Source organism: Stieleria bergensis (genome assembly GCA_007745635.1).
GTDB lineage: Bacteria > Planctomycetota > Planctomycetia > Pirellulales > Pirellulaceae > Stieleria > Stieleria bergensis.
The window spans coordinates 1,117,416-1,137,666 of record CP036272.1; the positions used below are offsets into that span (position 1 = coordinate 1,117,416).

Annotated in this window: 15 protein-coding genes; 9 read left to right on the plus strand and 6 right to left on the minus strand. The window is 54.5% G+C overall.

What is annotated here, in order from left to right; all coding sequences use genetic code 11:
• Nucleotides 1-27: 27 nt before the first annotated feature.
• Nucleotides 28-1,410, minus strand: a complete 1,383-nt coding sequence (locus SV7mr_RS03575) for a sulfatase (RefSeq protein WP_419188046.1) — start codon at nucleotides 1,408-1,410, stop codon at nucleotides 28-30.
• 89 nt (nucleotides 1,411-1,499) lie between these two features.
• Entirely contained in the window at nucleotides 1,500-2,624 is a 1,125-nt protein-coding gene (locus SV7mr_RS03580; protein WP_145269296.1) for a metallophosphoesterase family protein, read from the minus strand.
• Between the two features lie 861 nt (nucleotides 2,625-3,485).
• Here SV7mr_RS03580 and SV7mr_RS03585 point away from each other — a divergent pair.
• From SV7mr_RS03585 to SV7mr_RS03610, 6 genes are all read left to right on the plus strand, one after another.
• Entirely contained in the window at nucleotides 3,486-4,070 is a 585-nt protein-coding gene (locus SV7mr_RS03585; RefSeq protein ID WP_145269298.1) for a response regulator, read from the plus strand.
• Nucleotides 4,071-4,311: 241 nt separating this feature from the next.
• Complete coding sequence (locus SV7mr_RS03590; RefSeq protein ID WP_419188047.1) at nucleotides 4,312-5,787, plus strand: ATP-binding protein; 1,476 nt, start codon at nucleotides 4,312-4,314, stop codon at nucleotides 5,785-5,787.
• A gap of 270 nt (nucleotides 5,788-6,057) precedes the next feature.
• On the plus strand, nucleotides 6,058-7,482 hold the full coding sequence (locus SV7mr_RS03595) for a sulfatase family protein (protein WP_473163671.1): 1,425 nt from the start codon (nucleotides 6,058-6,060) through the stop codon (nucleotides 7,480-7,482).
• A 108-nt stretch (nucleotides 7,483-7,590) separates the two neighbouring features.
• Entirely contained in the window at nucleotides 7,591-8,238 is a 648-nt protein-coding gene (locus SV7mr_RS03600; protein ID WP_145269302.1) for a thioredoxin family protein, read from the plus strand.
• Nucleotides 8,235-8,540 (plus strand): hypothetical protein, encoded by a 306-nt coding sequence (locus SV7mr_RS03605; RefSeq protein WP_145269304.1) that lies wholly within the window; start codon nucleotides 8,235-8,237, stop codon nucleotides 8,538-8,540. Before SV7mr_RS03600 ends, SV7mr_RS03605 begins: the two co-directional genes overlap by 4 nt.
• Nucleotides 8,541-8,549: 9 nt before the next feature.
• A complete protein-coding gene (locus SV7mr_RS03610; RefSeq protein ID WP_145269306.1) occupies nucleotides 8,550-9,227 on the plus strand; it encodes a histidine phosphatase family protein in 678 nt (225 codons plus the stop codon).
• 156 nt (nucleotides 9,228-9,383) lie between these two features.
• Here SV7mr_RS03610 and SV7mr_RS03615 read toward each other — a convergent pair whose 3' ends face one another.
• From SV7mr_RS03615 to SV7mr_RS03630, 4 genes are all read right to left on the minus strand, one after another.
• Nucleotides 9,384-12,155 carry an MMPL family transporter gene (locus tag SV7mr_RS03615; protein WP_145269308.1) on the minus strand — a complete coding sequence of 924 codons (2,772 nt, stop codon included), beginning with the start codon at nucleotides 12,153-12,155 and terminating at the stop codon, nucleotides 9,384-9,386.
• Between the two features lie 321 nt (nucleotides 12,156-12,476).
• The gene (locus SV7mr_RS03620) at nucleotides 12,477-15,068 is read right to left on the minus strand and encodes a secretin N-terminal domain-containing protein (protein WP_419188048.1); all 2,592 of its coding nucleotides are present in this window, start codon (nucleotides 15,066-15,068) and stop codon (nucleotides 12,477-12,479) included.
• On the minus strand, nucleotides 14,999-15,628 hold the full coding sequence (locus tag SV7mr_RS03625) for a hypothetical protein (protein ID WP_145269312.1): 630 nt from the start codon (nucleotides 15,626-15,628) through the stop codon (nucleotides 14,999-15,001). The genes SV7mr_RS03620 and SV7mr_RS03625 overlap by 70 nt, the downstream gene beginning before the upstream one ends.
• A gap of 94 nt (nucleotides 15,629-15,722) precedes the next feature.
• Nucleotides 15,723-16,055 (minus strand): pentapeptide repeat-containing protein, encoded by a 333-nt coding sequence (locus tag SV7mr_RS03630; RefSeq protein ID WP_145269314.1) that lies wholly within the window; start codon nucleotides 16,053-16,055, stop codon nucleotides 15,723-15,725.
• A 189-nt stretch (nucleotides 16,056-16,244) separates the two neighbouring features.
• Between SV7mr_RS03630 and SV7mr_RS03635 the strand changes: the two genes are divergently transcribed.
• From SV7mr_RS03635 to SV7mr_RS03645, 3 genes are all read left to right on the plus strand, one after another.
• The gene (locus SV7mr_RS03635) at nucleotides 16,245-17,432 is read left to right on the plus strand and encodes an LptF/LptG family permease (RefSeq protein WP_145269316.1); all 1,188 of its coding nucleotides are present in this window, start codon (nucleotides 16,245-16,247) and stop codon (nucleotides 17,430-17,432) included.
• A gap of 190 nt (nucleotides 17,433-17,622) precedes the next feature.
• The gene (locus tag SV7mr_RS03640; protein ID WP_145269318.1) at nucleotides 17,623-18,969 is read left to right on the plus strand and encodes a nucleotide sugar dehydrogenase; all 1,347 of its coding nucleotides are present in this window, start codon (nucleotides 17,623-17,625) and stop codon (nucleotides 18,967-18,969) included.
• Nucleotides 18,970-19,007: 38 nt separating this feature from the next.
• Nucleotides 19,008-20,129, plus strand: a complete 1,122-nt coding sequence (locus SV7mr_RS03645) for a tRNA-queuosine alpha-mannosyltransferase domain-containing protein (RefSeq protein WP_145269320.1) — start codon at nucleotides 19,008-19,010, stop codon at nucleotides 20,127-20,129.
• Nucleotides 20,130-20,251 lie beyond the last annotated feature (122 nt).

Here is a 20,251-nt window from a genome sequence, read left to right on the forward strand (position 1 = left end):
CACCAACACGAAATCGATGGCCACCGGCTACTTGTTCTTTTTAAACTTGTTGACGCTGTCGTACTTGATCTTGGGAAAGCTGTTCTGCCAACGTTTGAACTTGTCTGCCAAACGCCTGACAAGCTCAGGATGAGACTCGCTAATGTCTGTCAGTTCACTAGGGTCGGTGCTTAAATCGTACAGTTCGTAGCGTTTGCTGCCGTACCATTGAATCAACTTGTGCGAACCCTCTCGCATGGCCCCAACGGGAATGCATCCTGCGCCGTGATAATGAGGGTAGTGCCAATAGAAGGTGGTGCGTGCCGGGCGGGTGCCTTCGGTGATCAGTGGCAAGAGGCTGATACCATCTTGATGCTCTTTAGGAAGTTGCTGCAGACCTGCGGCTTGCAGCAAGGTTGGGTAAAAATCCATGCTGGTCACAGGCGTCTCGCAGGTGGTTCCCGGAGTGATGTGTCCAGGCCATCGAATGATCAACGGGACTCGGATTCCACCTTCATAGACCCAGCCCTTGCCAGCGCGAAGTGGCAGGTTCGACGTGCATGGTTTCGTTGATAAACCGCCATTGTCGGAATAGAAGATCACAATCGTGTTTTCCTCTCGTCCAGCTTTTGCAAGCGATTGCAGGATCTTGGCAACCGAAGTGTCAAGGCCTTCGACCATGGCTGCGAACGCGGGATCATCTTGGATCTGCTTGTTAGCTCGGTCGCGTTCGGTTTCTAATCCACTGGGGCCGAAGCTCGTTGGTGGGTTTGCGGTTCGTTTCGCTTGATACTTTGCCACCAAGTCCGCGCGCTCACGCAAGGGCGTGTGCACAGCGTGATAATTGACGTAGGCAAAGAACGGTTGGTCAGGGTCGATTTGGTTTAGGAATTCAAGGGTGCTCTGAGTGATGCTGCGCGTGCTTTTGGGATCCGTTTTGAGGTCGCCACTGCGGGTTGATTTTTCAGCGACCTCCGTAAAGCCCTCTTGCTGCGGAGTGGTGTTGCCAATATGCCATTTGCCGGCGAAGAAGGTTTGATAGCCGGATCGCTGAAGCGTCTTGCCCAGACTGATGTGCTTGCTGGGGTCAATGCTGCCGCCATAGTTTGTGCAGCCATGCCGGGCCGGCGTCTGTCCGGTCAGGATGCTCGCCCGGGTCGGCGAGCAGACCGTTGCTGCGGTGTAGGCCTGTGTGAAACGGAGGCCAGAGGCGGCAAGTTGATCAAGCGTCGGGCTTTCGTAAAACCGTGACCCGTAGCAGCCTAAGTCACGCCATCCCAAGTCATCCGCTAGAAAGAAGAGGATGTTCGGTGGGGAGGATTTGCCAGGTGACTGAGCGCTCAATGGGATGAGGCTCGAAAAGCAGCCCGCTGTTACAAGAATCAACGCCAACAGCCAACGCATGACCGTTGGCGCGTGGTGTTGAATCATCGCACGATTTCCTGGAGCTTGATTGCTTTGCATTGCGATTGACATCTGCATGACGTGTCATCTGCCTGTGGTTGCGAGAGAAAACGGTTTCAATACTTGGCTTGCTTTTTTAAATCGAACCAGCCACTCGCTTTGCTGGTTTTGACTGATCCATCGGCGGTCTTTGATAAGACCAGCGTGCCAGTCACGCGAGCGCCCTCACGGCGCGTTTTTTCCGCCAGTGTCACAATTTCACGTGGTTTGTTGGTGGGGCCGCGGTGAGGATGATCGCCGATGTAACCGCCATCATATTTTACGTCAAATTCCAGCAGTTCTAACGTCAGTTGCTGTGGGCCGACCCGGCCACGCATGTAGTTCAAGTCGGTTTGTGTTCCCCAGAGTCCACCATGGACGATCTGCCAAATCCCATCTCGTTGCTTGACCGTGATGCGATGATGTTCTCCGCAGAGATAAACATGAACGCCATGTTTGACCATCAGTTTCCAAAGCTTTGATTTCGCGCCGTTCTTCAGCATGCTGGCGCTGGAATTCTTGCTGCGGACTGGACCCACAATGGGCAAGTGACCTTGGACGATGATGAATTCGGCATCCGCATGGGCCGTCATGGTTTCATCAAGCCATTTCAATTGCGTTTCGCCAACGGTATAGCCAAAACGTGGTCCCTGATCTTCAAACGTATCCAGAGTGATCAGCAGCAGGTTGCCTTTGCGGACAAAGAAGCTGCGTCCGAGGTGATTGGCTGGGCCGTTTCTTGGCATGCCCATCAATTCGGTGAACTGCTTGGCAAACGCACGCGCGATGTCGCCTTTGGCCAAGCCACCATCGTCACCGTATTCATGGTCACCGGGCGCCACATAGACGGTTAAGTTGCGGTCGTCAAAACGTTTCTTGAAACCCTTCCAGTATGCTTCCGTTTTGGCTTTGACCTGTGCTTCATCCTGCCACCAACGCGCGTCCATGATGTCGCCAGCGTTGAGCGTGAAGTCCGGCCCTTCGGCTTCTAGGCGGTCAAAGAACCAGTCCAGCGTTTCCTCCCAACCCGGCTGTGGGTTGCGAATGTTCCAATTGAAAATGTCCGGAACGCTCGTAAAGCGGATCTCCTGAGCGTTGCACGCTGGTTTCCAAAGCAAGACGCTGCTGAACAGGATGGCCACGGTGATGCTTCGCCGAGTGGCCGACAAAAGTTTCGTTGTCAATCGAGTGGTTGGTGACATCAAGTGTTGCTTTTAGGGGTTCAAGATGCGTGAGAAGCAAGTCACACGCTGATAAAAGAGTTCTTGGCCGCAGTATAGTTGCCGCACAGTTGGCTCTGGTCGCGAACTTTCAGCAATGCCCTGGGAGAGTTTTCGCCGGAACGGTTCGTGGGGATGACGCCAGCCACCCACTGCAGGTTGTCGCTGAACCTAGCCCACCGTCAACACCCATCCGGTAACGCGAGTGGTTGGTTCAGTGCTTGGCAGTCGGCAGGACCCTGTGATGGCAAGCCTGGGATTCTAGAAAAACATTCGCTGCCAAATGCGTCGTCTGGGCCAGCGGTGTGGGCCGGGCGCTGTTATGCGTCAGCCTGCGTTTTTAACGCGATTTAGCCCTCCGTGTATTGGTTTGTCTTTCCACAACCACGAGAAGCTGCGAGGATTCTGTGGACAGGGTTTTCTCGGCAAACTTGTGCGAGCCGCTAAACTAGCTTGACCTGAACGTGCAAATTGGTAAGAATCGCAATTCAGGAGGTTTTGGCAAGTCTGGGCGGTATCGGGGTTTGCTGTTGTTTGCGTTTTTAGCGCAAGCCGAGCAAATTGATCTTGCCAGGGAACCTAGGGGTTTTGCTAAAACAGGAATGAAGTGCGAGAGGTCGTGTGATGATTTCTTGTGAGGCGTTCGTCTCACGGTAACCACACCGGTGGCTTGATGCGGTTTACTGCATCAAATCATGAGTGCCGCACAAGGAAGTTCAGCAATTGATGCTGATGAGAAAACGTTTGGATGGGCCGTACGGGGGTTCATCCTGAATCAAATGAAGCTCAGTTTGAGACTCAGGTTGAGAAACGGCTCGTCCTGCAGGGAGGAAGGTTTCTACGATGACCACGAAAACGGTCTTTACGACAGGTGAAGCGGCGAAGATTTGCAAAGTCAGCCAGCAAACCATCATTCGTTGCTTTGACAACGGATCATTAAAGGGATTTCGCGTCCCGGGAAGTAAGTTTCGTCGCATTCCACGTGAACATTTATATTTGTTCATGAAGGATAACGGCATTCCCACCGACGCATTGGAAAGCGGAAAGAAGAAACTGTTGATCGTTGATGATGACCAAGACTTGGTTGATTTGATCAAAGATGGTTTTGAACGCGATGGCCAGTTTGAAATCCGCACGGCGAACAACGGTTTTGATGCCGGAATGGGAGTCAAAGAGTTTCGTCCGGACCTTGTGGTCTTGGACGTCATGCTTCCCGACATCAATGGTAAGGAAGTTTGCCATCGTGTCCGCAGCGATCCAGCATTGGACTCGGTCAAGATCCTCTGTATTTCAGGGATGGTCGAGCACAATAAAGTGGAAGAGCTGCGTGAGGCCGGTGCAAACGACTTCATGCAGAAGCCATTTGCGATCGACGATCTGGTGACGCGTGCCTGTGGCCTTTTGGAAATGGAACGCAGCCTCGCTTAGATCGCGGTTTGCTCCTGGTCGGCAGTCGTTGTCTTCCTCTCCGATGCGAATCCACCGCGCAGTGTTTGGCTGCACGGTTCGTGGTTCCATGCTTGCTGGATGAGTTTGTATCAGTCACTTCGTCCAGCAATTCAGTGGGAAGGCAGATGTGCAGCGGAAGGATTTAATGGTGCACCCCAATTCAGCACCTCGCAAAAAACAGTCTGTTCAAACGGATGGTGTTGAAGCGACTGGTGCCGTGATGCCTAAACTCCATCGCGGCCAGCCAACCAACACCACGCCGCCGGTGCGCGCCTCGTCGCGGCAGGATTCAGATTGGTGGGGATTGCTGCCGCAGGTGCAGCGGCAAGGACACGCCATCTGGTTGCCCTTGTCAGATACCGCCATGGTGTCTTTGCTACAGGCCATGCAACAAGCCCAGCCGTCGGCCGACCTCGTCAGTGACGAGCATCAACCCTCGCCAGCTGAAATAGGCTTGCTGCAAGCGCTGCGTCGCGATCCGCCGTTGCTGTTCTATGCCTTGCTCGGTTATGCCAGCGAACTTGATCAGCACGACGAAGCGGATCTGGTTTGTTTGACCGATCTTGCCAGGCACCTCAATGCATCCATGATCGCCGCATTCAGCGCTGGCGAATGGATGTTGGCTGCACCCAAGGTTGGTCAGTCACAGCAGCGCCATTGGTCTCGCTTGCTGGCTAAGTTGCCGGCCCTGGACCAAGTCGATGGTTGTCAGAACGCAAGCGATTCGGCTCTGGTCTCGCTGGCCGAGTTGGACGATGATCCTCAGCAAGAAGCATTGCAGCAGTGGATTCAGCAGCTGCCCGACTGGGTGGCAGTGCTCTGCCCAGAGGTTGATGCAGCCCTGTTCGATGGCTTACCAGAAGTCTACTTTGACAGCGAAGTGGATACTGCGACCGGTGTGGATCGGCCCGATGCGACAGGGAGTGCATTGCTGCAGCGTGCGGCCCGGTTTGCTGACCAGCGACGAGTCAACGAGCGCAGCATTGAACGACTGGCAAATCAAAAGAACTTGCAATCCGCTCAGCAATTAGCATACGGATTAAGTCACGAAATCAATAACCCGCTGGCGAACATCTCTGGCCGCGCCCAGGCGTTGCAGCGCGACGAGTCTGATGCGGCGCGTCTGGAGTCCTTGAAGCAAATTGACCGGCAAGTCTATCGCGCGTTTGACATGATTGCCGGGTTGATGTTCTACGCCAATCCGCCCAAGCCGGTGGTCAGTTCAGTCAAGTTGCGTGAACTCTTTGGTGCGATTCAAACTGAATTTGACGAGTTCGCTGAGTCGTTACAAATCGATTTTCAAGTGATTGAATCAGCCGATGACTTCACGGTGCAGGCGGACCGTGAAATGGTGCTTGAGGCGATTCGTGTTTTGGTTCGCAACGCCTTTGAAGCGGTGGGGCAGGGCGGAAGCGTTCACGTGCAGTCTAGCGCGACGCATCTAGCGACCGCCGGCAACCCCCAAGTGGCGGCGGTTGAAATCAGGGTTGCTGATAGTGGGCCAGGACTGGATCCGGCCGCCAGTCGTCATGCCTTCGATCCGTTCTACAGTGGTCGTGAGGCAGGGCGGGGTTTAGGCCTCGGTCTATGTCGAGCCCATCGAGTGGCTCAGTTGCACAACGCGAAAGTTGAAGTGAGCAGCGGCTTGGCAGGCTGTCAGGCGATGTTGACGATTCCACTGTTGGCGTCATCTTAGCGCGTTCCCCGGGCCACGCCGTTGGCGCGATCGGGACTGTCGCGATCGGGACTGGCACCAGTGTTTCCCCAGCCAGCACTTTGGCGATTCTGGGAAGTTGAATTGCGGTGCATTCATCTGTTTTTGCCGCCACATTCCCTCACGGAGGATCAGTGATCAGGCTCTGAAAACTTGCAGCGGGCACGGCGGTTTTGGGGGGCGATCTGAGCCGTTTGGTGTATCCTAGAAGGGATTGTTCGCCCGCCTCATTCTTCTCTCGAAAAGTCTGCCATGCGTTCTCGTGTAATGTTGATGATGAAATCTTGTTTCCAGCGGTTTGGTCTTCTGCTGTTGGTTGCTTTTGGCTCGATGGTTTGCGCCCCATTGGCGAGTGCTCAGTCGGCCGATGCCGTTCAGAAAGCCAGTAAGCCGCTCAATATTGTCTTGCTTTTGAGCGACGACATGGCCTGGACTGACTATGGGTTCATGGGGCATCCCGATATTCAAACTCCGAACCTGGATCGGCTTGCGTCACAGGCAACTGTGTTTCCGCGTGGCTACGTGCCAACAGCTCTTTGCCGTCCGTCATTGGCGACACTGTTGACAGGCCAGTATGCCTCTGTGCACGGAATCACGGGCAACGATCCCTCGCCCAAGTATGCTCAGAGAGACAGTAAACAGTACAACGATCAGCGCGCACAACTGATCTCCTACATCGATCGGTTTGAAACCATTGGAGACGCGCTGGCTCGGCAGGGTTACTTGAGTCATCAAAGTGGCAAGCTCTGGGAAGGGAGTTATCAGAATGCTGGCTTCACGCATGGGATGACACGCGGCTTTCCTGAAAAGGGTGGTCGTCATGGCGACGATGGGTTGACGATCGGTCGCACCGGCTTAGCACCCATCAATGAGTTTTTGGACTTGGCCGTCAAGCAAGACAAGCCGTTTTACCTCTGGTATGCTCCGTTTCTGCCGCATACACCCCACAATCCGCCGAAGCGTTTGTTTGATAAGTACAAAAAAGAAGGTCGGCCAATGACCGTCGCACGCTACTACGCAATGTGCGAATGGTTGGATGAAACCAGTGGCCAACTGATGGACTCGCTCAAAAAACGCGGTCTGGATGACAACACAATGATTGTCTACCTGACCGATAATGGTTGGATTCAGAATCCCAAGGGCAATGGTTACGCACCACGCAGCAAACAAACTCCGTACGAAGGTGGGATTCGGACGCCGATCTTTTACTGGATGCCTGGCACGATCCCTGCCCAGCGACGTGAGGAACTGGTCAGCAGCATTGATATCTATCCCACCATGTTGGCCGCCGCTGGTGTGACCCCTCAGAATGAGTTGCCTGGCCTGAACTTGATGCCGTACCTGACTGACGATAAACCCATTGAACGCAAAGCCATCTTTGGCGAAGGGTTTGCCCACGATATTGCGGACGTCAACGATCCTGAAGCGACTTTGTTGTACCGTTGGTGTATCGAGGGCAAGTGGAAGTTATTGCTGACCTACGATGGTGAGGTCAATCGATACAAGTCCACGCACCCAAGAACCGAGACAGGGCCACAGTTATTTGATTTGACCGCTGATCCTGCTGAAGAAACCAACTTGGCTGCCAAACATCCCGAAGTCGTGGCCCGCCTCGCAAAGCAGATCCAGGAGTGGTATCCGGTGAAAAAACGCAAAACCACCACCGTTGCCCAGTAGTTTGGGGCGATGTGTGCCGAAGGTGAAGGGACGTTCAGAACGCTAGGTCGGTGGAGTGGTCTACCGCTTGGCGTTTAAGTCTTGCAAACATTTGATGGATAGAGAGCGATGAAAGTGAGTTCAAAAGGCTTGCGTTCGATCACGGTTCCAGCCGGCTTCTTGGTGCTGCTGATCGCGTTGACAACCAGTCCCGCCAGGGCTGGAAAGTACAATCGTGTCTTAAGTCTCGGTGACCAGGGACCCGTCTTTAATGATCTGCCAGGGACCGATGATAAGACCTATTCATTGACGGATTTTGACGATGCCAAAGCCGTCGTGATCGTGTTCACTTGCAACACCTGCCCCTATGCGGTCGACGCGGAAAAACCGTTGATCAAACTGGCCAAATCGTATCAACCCAAGGGAGTTCAGTTGGTGGCCATCAATGTCAACTTGGTTGACGAAGATCGATTGCCAGCGATGAAGCAGCGGGCCGCTGCGTTAAAACTGCCCTATCCCTATCTCTGGGATCAGTCACAGCAGATTGCCAAGGACTATGGAGCCATCTATACGCCTGAGTGTTACGTGCTGGATGCGCAACGAAAGGTCGTTTACATGGGGGCGATCACAGGCAAGTTGCCAGGGCAAACCAAGAGCCTTCCGTTTTTATCACAAGCGATTGATGCTGTGCTTGCCGGAGAGAAGCTTGAGCATCAAGAAACACCTCCGATCGGTTGCCGCATTCGGTTGCAGCGACAACGGCGACCGCGAAAATGAATGCGAAACATTCACCCGTTGCAACACGTCCATCCCAAGGATTCGTTCCTAGGACGCCCTGGTGGCAATGGCTGTTGGGCGTCTTGGCGGCGATCTGCAGTGCAGTTGTGATGGGGATTTGCCTGGCCTTCAACGGACTGCTGACCGCACGATTGGTCGCTGTCTATCTTGCGTCGGGCGAAGATGTGTTGCCTAAAGAAGTCATTCAGTTATCTCTGTTCACCTTCCCAGTCCTGATGCTGATCGTGCAGTGGGTGATCCTCGATTGGTTGCGCGGTCTGTTCTTTTCCCGTCAAGGATGATTTGGATTCATGCAGTTGTATTTGATTCGGCACGCTGAGAGTGCAAACAATGCGTTGCCAACCTATCAGCGTGTGCCTGACCCGGATTTAACTGCTGTCGGACGCTTGCAGGCTCAGCATCTTTCTCATTGGCTGACCTCACTGCAGTGGGATCACTTGATTACCAGCCCGTTTCGCCGCACGATCAAAACCACGCTGCCAGTCTTGCAGTACAACCCCGGTGTCGTTCAGATCTGGCACGACGTCTTCGAACGCGGTGGGTGCTTTAGCGGTTATCGCGAAGACAATTATGCGGGCCAACCAGGAATGGGACGCGCGGAACTGATTCGCATGTTGGGTAAGGACGCCGAACGTTGTCAGATTGCCGAGACCATTGACGACACAGGATGGTGGAATCAGCCGCATCGAGAGACCGATCAGCAGGCATGGCAGAGAGCTCAGCAGGTCGTTGAGAAACTGCTGCGGATGTATCAGAACGATGAAGTCGTGGTGATGCTGATCCATGCCGACTTGAAGCGATTGATGCTGGCCGAGATGCTGCAGCAACGTTGCGATGTCGTTGGCTTGGGTGCATTACGGAACTGTGGCATCACCAAGGTGAATTTTCAACAACAGCAATGGCAGTTGGACTATTTCAATTCCGTGACTCACATGCCTGCCAAGTTGATCACTGGGAACGAACATTAGGAGCACCAAAGCCCGTCAGTCGTTCGTTCGCTACGGTTCTGGGTGAGCCTGGCCTCGCTGACGCTGGTGCGTGCAAGCACGGGACCCGCGGGTGCTGCCATCAGCCACGTTCTTTGGGGAATTGGTTTTGTTGCCGACCGACCGGCGGATTTTCAGCTAACGACGGGCCGGCCGTTTGGCTCGGAACTTACCCATGAGGCTGACAAAACTTGGCACCAAGACAGTTCGCACGTAAAAGGTGTCAATCAGGACACCCAGCCCCAACGCGAATCCCAATTCCACGATCCCGCGCAGTCCCAGCGTTTGGCTGCTGGGAAAGCCCAAGGCTTCCAGCGTCGGGGGCAGCCACGCCGATGCGGTCATGCTAAAGAAGGTGGCTGCCATCACCACACCGCAGGCAGTGATGATGCCGCCGGTACGACTGAGCGCATGACGGAGCGCGGCCAGCCATCCTCGCTGACGTTGTTCTTCGACGATTCGCGTGACTAAGTACACGTTATAGTCTTGGCCAACGGCGACCAGGATCACAAACAGGAAGAGCGGCAGTTTCCAGTCCAGGCCGACAAAGTCGTCACCGTAGATCCAGCCGAAAAAGGCTGCGGTGATGCCCAGCGTCGCATAGTAACTAAGCAGGACGGTAAAAATCAGGTAGGCACAAAGCATGAATCGTCGAATCACGATCAATAACACGAGAAAGACCGCAAGCACCACCGCGATCTTGATTCGCTGATTGTCTTTGATCGTCACGCTCCGAAGATCAATGATCGACGGCGTGGTCCCGAAAAGATAGACTTCGGATTCACTCCACTTCGACTGCTCGCTGTTTGTCACATCCAATAGCGTTTGATGGATGGCGACAACCTGTTGCTGTGTCTTGATCTCAAATGGATTGCCATCCATGATCAAGTCCATGCGCACCAATCGGTTTTGATACTCTTGGGTATTTGAAAAGAAGTAATCCTGGGCGACACGATGTTTCTGTAACGCCATTCTGCGCCAAGAGTCTGCATTCAACAGGCCCATGCCACGATCCGGTGGAAAGTCTCCCAGCGGATCATTGGCATTGCGAACCGCGACCACGCCGGATTGCTGATAGAGCAGCTTGGTCAGTTGCTGGACTTCTTTGCGGAGCTCTTCTCGCGGATGGTCTTCGGGCCGTACCATTAAAACGGTGACGGGGTTGATTTCTCCGATGTCAAAGTGTTGCTGAAGCAGTTTCGTGCCGCGGCGACTGGGCGCGGATTCATCCAGCTCACTTGTCAAGTCATACGTCACCGCTCGTTCGTTCTGTGCTCCGTAGTAGCTTGGTGGGAGCAACGCCAGAATTCCCAGGAACAACGTCCATCCCGGCCGCCGCGTTACTTTTAATGCAATCCACGACCATAGATTGTTGCGTCGTGCTGGGACGCCATCAGCGCGGATCCCGGTCAGCCTTGAGCGTGAATGTTGGTCCGTGGGATCAATCTTATTGGGCCAAAAGACGATCGGGCCGAGGACGGTCAACAGCGCGGGAACCAATGTCAAACTCACGATCAGTCCCACCAACAGGCAGATCGCAATGATGGGACCGGTGTAATGATATTTACCGAAGTCTGCAAACCAGAGCATGCCCAAGCCGACAATGGTCGTCATGGCGCTGCCCATCAGTGCACTGGTCACGCCGATTAAAGCACGGCGACAGGCGACCACCCACGGTGCTTGGCTGGCTTCTTCGCGAAGTCTAGAAATGAGGAAGAGGCAGTAGTCTGTTCCAGCACCAAACAGAATCACGATAATAAAGATCCGACTGGTGGTGAACACGCGCATGTCCAGCCAAGGGATCACCTGCTGTTCGGATAACTGTGCCAACAAAGCGACCAGCGATGTCGCAATGATCACGGCAAAGCCAATCGAGAGCATGGGAATCGCGACCAGCAATGGCGCTCGGTAAACCATGATCAGAATCAGCAAGATCATGATCACCGTGATCGACTCGGTGTAACGAATCGCATCCCGCGACGCGATCAACGTTTCGCCACCCACCGCGGCGCTACCCGTGACGGCAATCACCGTGTTGACCGGTTCCCCGCTGACGTTGGCAATCCGCTGGACGCTGTACTTGCGCACATCGTTGACGATTTGATGAACCTCCGTCAGTGTGGCTACATTGCCGGTTGCGGCGAGCTCACTCTCCAGTTGCAGCACCGCCAGTTGCGCGCCAGGCTTGCTGAGCTGTGATCCTAAAACAGACTCGTCCCAGGACAGAATGTCCAGCAAGGAATCCCAGGCAGCAACCTTTCGTTGTTCGATGGGTTGAAGTGTCTGATCAATCGATGGAACTAACGTGAGGGCGTCCTGGAGATCTTGGTCCGGTGAACGATCCTCCATCGGAGCGGTGGACAATAACTGACTGCGGTCATAGTAGGCGATCGCCATCCGAGGTTCAGTGAGTGTCGGAGCTTGATCGGGCAGGTAGTCGATAAAGCGTTCGTAAAATCGCTTGTCGATATTAATGCATCGATCCAACGTCGATAGCGAACGCCGCAGCCACTTGTGAGTCTCTTGGGGAGCCGAATCAATCGGGCCGCCTTGGTAGCCAAGGCTTAAGGCGCGACGATAACAAGCTTCTGACAAGCGGTGATAAAGGCGACGCAGCAGATCGTCTCCGACCAGCAAATCAATGTCGCTCAGTTCCTGTTGGTCGGTCGATAGCACCAGAACAATCTGGCTGCGCGCTCGATCTTGTTGAAAAGCCGCGTCCATGACGCGCGCTGCCACTGCAGAATTGGTCCCCGGCGGCAGGTAGTCAAAGTCGCCATCGTAGGCCACTTCATTCCAACGCGGCGCAGCCTGAAAGATACCGATCGCGATGACGGCAAATGCAATGACGATCAGTGGCGCACGTCGAACCGTAAAGTGAGAGAATCGACGTGTAAGGTAGGACAACATAATTACGAATCAAGCACGCCGCGTGATGGTTGACGCCAAAAGCTTGCCAAGGAGCAGTGGCAGTGCAGGTGAATCCAAGCGACACTCAAAGACTCTCCCTGCGGACACGCCAAAGGGGACTTGAGGCCGTCGGCCCGTGGGCCGGCTTGCAGTTGGATTCTGCATGCTAAAGGGTAGGTCACTCTGTTTGACGTTGTTTACAACGCGATCGAAGCAGAGAAGGACTAATCATTCTAGGCAAAAACAGCATTGTGGGGCGAATCCTTACAGTTCGGCAATCCCCTGCCTCTTGAATGTCAGCTCACGTCGCTCACAAAACCCTTAGAAAGACTCGCCGCTGATGGAAACACCTCCCGCAGAGGGGTTGATGTTGGGTTGAGGTTGTCCCGCTTGAGTGTTCACCGCTTGTCCATTGGCCCCCACGACGCCATTGCCTTGTTGGACCTTGACCTTCTGGGCCCGCGTCTTAAGGAGCGTTTCCACGGCTAGGGAGCTGGTGTCACCACGCAGCGTGTAGACTTCCACATGTCCCGCCGATTGCGAGGCTTCATCGAGTTGCTTGATCATGTCCTCGACAAGTTGTAACAGTGGTTCGCCTTCGGCGCTGATCAGCAGCGTGTTGCCAATCGGGTCAATGCCCATGGACAGTTTGCCTTGAAACGAAAAGTCGACATCTCCGCCGTCCTTGCCGCTATCTGAGGTCAGCCCGCTGCCTCGATTGCCACGCCCAGAGGATTTTGCGTTGGCCGGGCCGCTTGCTCCCCCACCACTTGCTTCACCGCCACCGCCTCCGGGAGCTCGCTGAAACGTTTTGTCGTTGCTGCTCAGTAGATCGCGATAAGCCTCTTTGATCGTTTCAGCAATCTGTGTCGCCTGGCCAAATTTAATCTGAATCAGTTTCGTATAGCGCAGGCTGCGTTTATTGACCGGTTCGGCAACATCCCAGAGTTCGATCAATTCGGCAATTGTTTTCAGCTGCGTCGACGTTGCACCCGAGACAACGATCGTATTGGTGTCAGGATCGTAGATGAAACGAAGTTTAGCGTTCTTGCCCAGTCCAGTCGGTCCATCATCGTCCCCACTGGAGGGCGCGCCGATCCACCACCGAAACAAGTCGTCGTCATCGCTTTCTTCCTCGTCTGATTCAAAGTATTCCGTCAAGTTCAGGTGCACCCAATAGGCGCTCTGGTTTCGGATTCGAAACACATGATAGGGGCGTCGCGGGGGCGCGAATCGCAACATCAGATCTTCTAGCTGATCCAGAACTCTAGGGTCAGCACCGGAGAGAACCAAGTTGCCATCGCGATCAAGATTGATCTGAACCGGCGCCGATGGTTGGGCTTGCGAGTTGAGCTTGGGTTCGGACGAAGAAGCCGGCGCGGGGGGACGACCCAGCAGTCGATCAAAGTCTTCACCTGACTGAATCAGATTCCCAATGGCCGACCGATCGCCGGGGTCGCCCTGCGCCGAATCGCGAGGATCAGTCACATCCTCTGAGTTAGCGTTGGGCTGCGGGTTGGTTGAGGGCGGTTGATTGATTGCCAATGTTGTCACCGCGGTCTGTGAAAAACTGGTCGTCGTGGCAGCATCCGGTTGCTTGGATTCGGCGTCGCTCTCTTGCTCTGTGTCACTCTCTTGCTCTGTGGTCGGTTCGGTTTCAGCCGAGTCTTCAGGTTCGTCGTTTTGCAGCGGGTCAACAAACTGGGTTTGGTTGGGCAAGACTAAAGGGACAGGGTAGAGTGTCTGCCACTGCTTTTGTAGTTGCAGCAGATAATCGTACGTCTCGGGTGTGGAGGAGGCGTCAATTCGCCGCACCGGAGATCGACTACCTTGAGGCGGCGGGATCTCGCCCAGTTTGACGAGCAGGTTCTGGACCTGTTTCAGCTCCGTTTCGTTTGCCCAGAGCAAGATTTGCCGATAGCGACTGTTGGCTGCCACGCGAAACTTGTCGTCGTTCTTCTTTTTCTTTTCCGGTGGCCGGCCAAACCCGTAGTAGAACATGCGATTGGCCGCAGAGTTGTCTTCCTGTTTATCGTTGTCACCCATCAGAAAGGCGATCGATTCGGCTACTTCGTTGGCGTTCAAACGGCGTAGTTGCAGGACATGTAATTCGCGACCGCTGCCATCAAGCCGTTTGACAATTTGATTGATCATGTAACGATCCGCTGCGGTGCCCGAAACGATCAAGGCATGGTTGTCGCTATCAGATTCTAGGTGCGTGCCTGGTTCCAAAAAGTTCATGTCGTTGACGATGTCAATTAACTTTTCTGGATCGATGGTATACAGTCGAATCACTTCAATTCGCGATTCAATGTCTGCCAGCGACGTGATCCCCTCACCAGGGACATCAATCCGTTTAATGAATTCCGCTGCCAAGGCGATTCGATCGGCTGGGCCACGAATGAAGATGGCGTTGCGTCGGGTGTCAGCGACAATCGAGAGTTCTGTTTTACCGCCTGACTCTCGTCCCGGTTGGACAGGTTGCACGCCGCCTTGCATGCCCATCTGCTGCATCATCTGCAACTGTTGGGGGTTCATTGGCGCACTGGACTTCTTTTCAATCTTTAAAAACTCGCTCAGCAGTTTCTTGCAAACTTCTGCCGGGATATGCCGGAGCTTGAATTCGGGCGCCATCGCTTCCAAGCTCAGTTGACTGACCTCCTGACGTAGCATTTCAGCGATCTGCTGAAGATTGACGGCCGCATCCATTGCCTCGATGCGGTTGGTGGTCGTCAGCGCAGTCAGGCGCCCATTGGAACTGATCATTGGCTTGAGTTCCACGGCCAGTTTTTCACTGCTTAGCCAGCCGACCTCCAGTGAGACACGCACAAAGGTGTGCGGCATCAAGTTGGTGAGCTGTTGCGGCGAGACGCGGGGCACCATGGCCGGATTGATCGTCGCTGTCTTGACCACTGAGATGCCACCGGGAAGCTCCAGCAGCGTGCCAGCAGGTGGCGATTAAAAAGGTCCATGGTCTGAGCAACCGTATAGCGGCCAGGCGTGCTCATGTTGACTTTGTCGCCCGGGAGCTCCTGCCAGTCCAGTGGCTTATCGGCGATCTGTGCAAGCCACTGAATCAGGTCAACCCACGGCTGGTTGCGAAACTGAAACGCAACTTTGCCGTCCTCGCCAACTGCTGCTTTCAATTCCTCCGGGTCCGCGTTTCGGTCCTTCTGTTCGGCACGGCGAATCACTTTCGGTTCGGGAGAGTCATTGCCCGGTTTCTGTGGCTTGGCGCTGCCGGGGGCGCCTGCCTGGCCGGGAGCCGGTTGCCCAGGCACGGGTTGACCAGGCACGGGTTGACCAGGGATGACCTGGACAGGCATGTCTTGCCCCGGCTGAGCGAAGATCGCCGGTTCCTGCAGCAAGATGGGGCTTGCCGCACAGGGGTTCGGCAGGCCGCTGCAAACCAGCAGGCTGCAAAGCAACGCGCTGGAAAGGTGTCCAAAGCCCAGTCGCTTGTTTCTGCTCACCGCTCGCGAACAACCGAAATGCGACTCTGGTGTTGTGGACGGTTGAGCTGCTGGGCAGTGGATCAGTGATCGCGGCATTTGATTTTGATGCTTGCTATGAAGTTCCGCAGTGACCGGTGACTAATTGCAGTGAAGTGCCATTCTGCGCGAAAGCAGGGCAGTATTCACTGGTTTTCGCAGGGAGGCGCTTGAGTTGCAATTCGTTGAGCTGCAATTCGTTGAGTTGCAATTCGTTGAGCTGCAATTCGTTGAGCTGCAATTCGTTGAGCTGCAATTCGTTGAGCTGCAATTCGTTGAGTTGCAATTCGTTGAGTTGCAATTCGTTGAGCTGCAATTCGTTGAGCTGCAATTCGTTGAGCTGCAATTCGTTGAGCTGCAATTCGTTCGGGCCGGTTGGACGCACGTTACGAGGCGTCAGAGAAGACAAGACGCGGGAGCCCGCAGAATTGAGGATGCATGAACCCCTCGATCTTGTTTACCAAACGCAGAGGAATCACGAACATTTCTGATCGGATCCGATCTATCGAGAGATCACCGAGATGTGCTACACCTCCCACAGTGAAATGGCCTCGCCGCCCCCAGTTTTTCCACAAATGCACCGACAGATTTAGCAGTAATGCCGAGCCGGCTGACCCGATACATTTTGGCGGAAGTCATGAAGATTTTCGTCGTTGCTTTAGTGGTGTTGACCACACTGATCTTATTGATTGGTGTTGGGCGTACGCTGCTGAAAGAGGGCTTGGGGCCCTTAGCCGTCGGTCAGTTGTTGCCCTACCTCTTGCCTGTGTCGCTTCAGCACGCATTTCCGGCAACGGCGTTGTTTTCGGTTTCCTGCGTCTACGGCCGCATGGCTGGCGATGGTGAAGTTTCGACCATCAAGGCGTCAGGGATTTCGCCGCTCAAGATTCTGCAGCCAGCGTTGATCTTTGCGTTTTTACTGAGTCCCGTCGCACTCGTGTTAAGCGACTTGGCGGTCTCTTGGGGACGGCCGGGAATTCATCGCGTGGTGATGTTGTCGATCGAGGACATTGTTTACCGAAAAATGGAATCGCAGCGTTCCTACATCGGCAAGGGCTTTTCGATTTACGTTCGCGATGTCGAAGGCCGGGTGATGAAGTCCCCGCGGATTACGATTTCGCAGGGTGGCACACCGATGAAGTTTAAGGCCGAAGAAGGCCGACTTCGTTTGGATGTTGAAAACGAAGCGCTCTACCTGGAGCTGACCAATAGCAGTTTGAATCGTGGTTCCGAGATTCAAGGCTACATTCCCAAGAAAGAATCCTATCCAATTCCGCTGGCTGATGGATGGAAAACCCCGACTGCCGATCAGTTGCGTCCCAGCGAGATGCCCTTGCGCCTGATCGCTACCGAGCGGTTGCGGCAAGACCAGCGTTTACGCGCAGCGGAAGAAAAGTTGGCCGCTCATACCGCGTTTTCGCTGCTGACCAGTCGCCCAGAGGAAATCGTCGGCGTCTCAGGGCAACAAATGGTAGGCGAGATCAATCACAGCCACCGGATCTTGGTCAAGCTGCAAGTCGAACCCTGGCGGCGCTGGTCGGAAGGATTCAGCTGCTTTTTCTTTGTCCTCATCGGTGCTCCGTTAGCGATGATCGCCAAGACAAGCGAGTACTGGATGACCTTCGCCAAGGCGTTCCTGCCAACCATTCTGATCTATTATTCCTTGTTCATTTTGGGTTTGGATATGGCCAAGCAATCCGTGTTTCCTCCCTATGGGGTTTGGATTGGCAACGCCGTCTTGGGCGTGATTGGAATTGGCCTAGTGAACCATATCCGTCGCTGTTAGGATTGCCAGTCAGATAAGTGGTTGGCCCCAGCAGTGTTGTCCCAGCAGTGTTGTCCCAGCAGTGTTGTGTCAGCGCTGTGTTGTGTCAGCGCTGTGTTGTGTCAGCGCTGTGTGTGGATTCGCACCCGGCGCCTGCTGCTGATATCACTTGCTCCAACCCGTTTCCCGGTTCTACGGTTAGATCTTCATCATGTCGCCTCAACCTGTCAGTTCGGACCACGCAAAGACCTTGCTGCAATCCATCGAGGATCTGTCCTGCACCGTGGGAGTGATCGGTCTGGGCTATGTTGGATTGCCACTGATCGATGCCTTCATTCAAGCAGGCTTGTCTTGCCTGGGCTTCGATGTTGATGGCGGAAAAGTTGAAACGCTATTAAGGGGGCGGAGCTATATCAAGCACATTCCCAACGAGAAGATTTCGCAGTGGTTGCAGGCGAAACAGTTTGACGCCACGGATCAAATGTCGCGACTGGGCGAACCAGATGTTCTGCTCATTTGTGTGCCGACTCCACTTGATAGTGCTCGTGATCCTGATCTGCGATACGTGACGAGCACCTGCGAAACGATTGCCAGTCAGTTGCGGCCTGGTCAGTTGGTGGTCCTGGAAAGCACGACCTATCCCACCACGACGCGCGATGTCATGGTGCCGATTTTAGAAACCAGTGGTTTGACGGCCGGAGAGGATTTCTTTGTCGCTTACAGTCCCGAGCGAGAAGATCCAGGCAACCCGGATTTCTCCGCCGCAGGGATTCCCAAGGTGGTCGGGGCGATCAATCACGACAGCCTTGCCTGTGCATCGTCCCTGTATCAATCTGCCGTGGCAGGCGTTGTACCGGTCTCTAGCTGCGAAGTCGCTGAAGCTGCCAAAGTGCTGGAGAATATCTATCGGGCCGTCAACATTGCCTTGGTCAATGAACTCAAGGTGCTCTTTGATGAAATGCAGATCGACGTCTGGGAAGTGATCAATGCTGCGAAGACCAAACCCTTTGGTTTTCAAGCCTTTTATCCCGGCCCCGGACTCGGCGGCCACTGCATCCCCATTGATCCGTTTTATCTTTCCTGGCTGGCAAGAAAGCAAGGCAGCAATGCACGCTTCATCGAACTGGCGGGCGAAGTCAATCGAGCCATGCCCGGGTATGTGATTTCGCGAGCGGCCAACTTTTTGAACGAAACACGCAAGCCCATCAATGGCAGCAAGATTTGCTTGCTAGGCGTCGCCTACAAGAGAGATGTCGATGATCCCCGCGAAAGCCCTTCGTTTGAACTGATGGAGTTGCTGTTACAGCAAGGGGCCGAGCTGACGTACAGTGATCCGCACGTGCCGACCTTGCCCTCGATGCGCCACCATGACTTGCCCGCCATGCAGAGCCAGGAACTGACACCAGAGTTTCTGGCCGAGCAAGACGCTGTGTTGATTGCAACCGACCACTCGGCGTTTGATTATGCGGCGATCGTCAAGCACAGCCAGTTGGTGATTGATACACGCAACGCAACCGCCGCCGTCACTGAAGGACGCGAGAAAATTCGCAAGTGCTAACGGTGCCACTCTAATCCTCGGCGGGTTCAGTCAATATCATGCGAGTTCTTGCGATTGAGCCCTACTACGGCGGCAGTCATCAAGCCTTTCTAGAACAGCTGGTGGCCCACAGTTGCCATCAATGGCAGTGTGTCACCTTGCCTGCCCGTCACTGGAAATGGCGGATGCGTAGTGCACCGGCTGAGTTACTGAGTCGACTGGCGGAATCGCTCGATGGCCAACCGCTGCCCGATGTGGTTTGGGTCAGTGACATGTTGGATCTGCCGACCTGGCTAGGGCTGGCGATCAAGGATTCACGCATTGACAACGGTTTGTTGAACCGGCCACTGGTGATGTACTTTCATGAAAACCAGTGGGCCTATCCGCCGGCCCCGGATTCACGAGTCGATCATCACTTTGCCTTCACGAACTTGCTTTCGGCGCAAGCCGCTGATCACTGCTGGTTCAATTCACGATACAACCGCGACAGTTTGCTCGAACGTGCCCAGGCCTTTGTCAAACGCATGCCCGACTCTCGGCACAGCATTGACTTGCAGGCAGTGGAGCAAAAAAGCGTGATCATGCCCCCAGGCTTTACCATGCCGAGTCTGACATTGTCGGACACCCCCATGCACCAGACTGCCGCATCCAGTGACCAGCCGATCACGATCGGTTGGGTGGCCCGCTGGGAACACGATAAACGGCCCGATCGGTTTCAACAGTTGCTGGGGTTGCTGACAACGGCTGAGATCGATTTTCAGTTGATTTTAATGGGCCAACGCGGCAAGACTGCTGAATGGGTTGATCCGATTGAGCAACAGTATCGAGCACAAATCCTGTTCAACGGATACGCCTCTTCGGAAGCGGACTATTGGCGCTGGCTTCATCAAATGGATGTCGTCGTCAGTACGGCTGATCATGAGTTCTACGGGATTGCGATCCGGCAAGCGATTTGGGCAGGCGCCGTTCCAGTCACGCCGAATGCGTTAAGCTATCCGGAGTTCGTGCCTGACACGTTGTGTTATGGATCGTTGTCAGAGGCTGCTGAGATCATCAATCGCTTGCAATCAACAAACGAACGCCAGAGTTTCGCGCAGCAAGCTTTGGCCGCAATCGAAAACGAAACCATTGAATCCGTGACGCATCGCATGGATCGCGAATTGGAACGCATTGCCAAATAAGGGGCCCAAATAAGGGGCCGGAGCACGCGTCCATCATCCGTTTTGGCGATAGCCACGCTTTTGGGTGACGAGCGTTATTGACGACCGTGGTGCGTGCAAGCTGGGCACCCTACGGTTTTGGT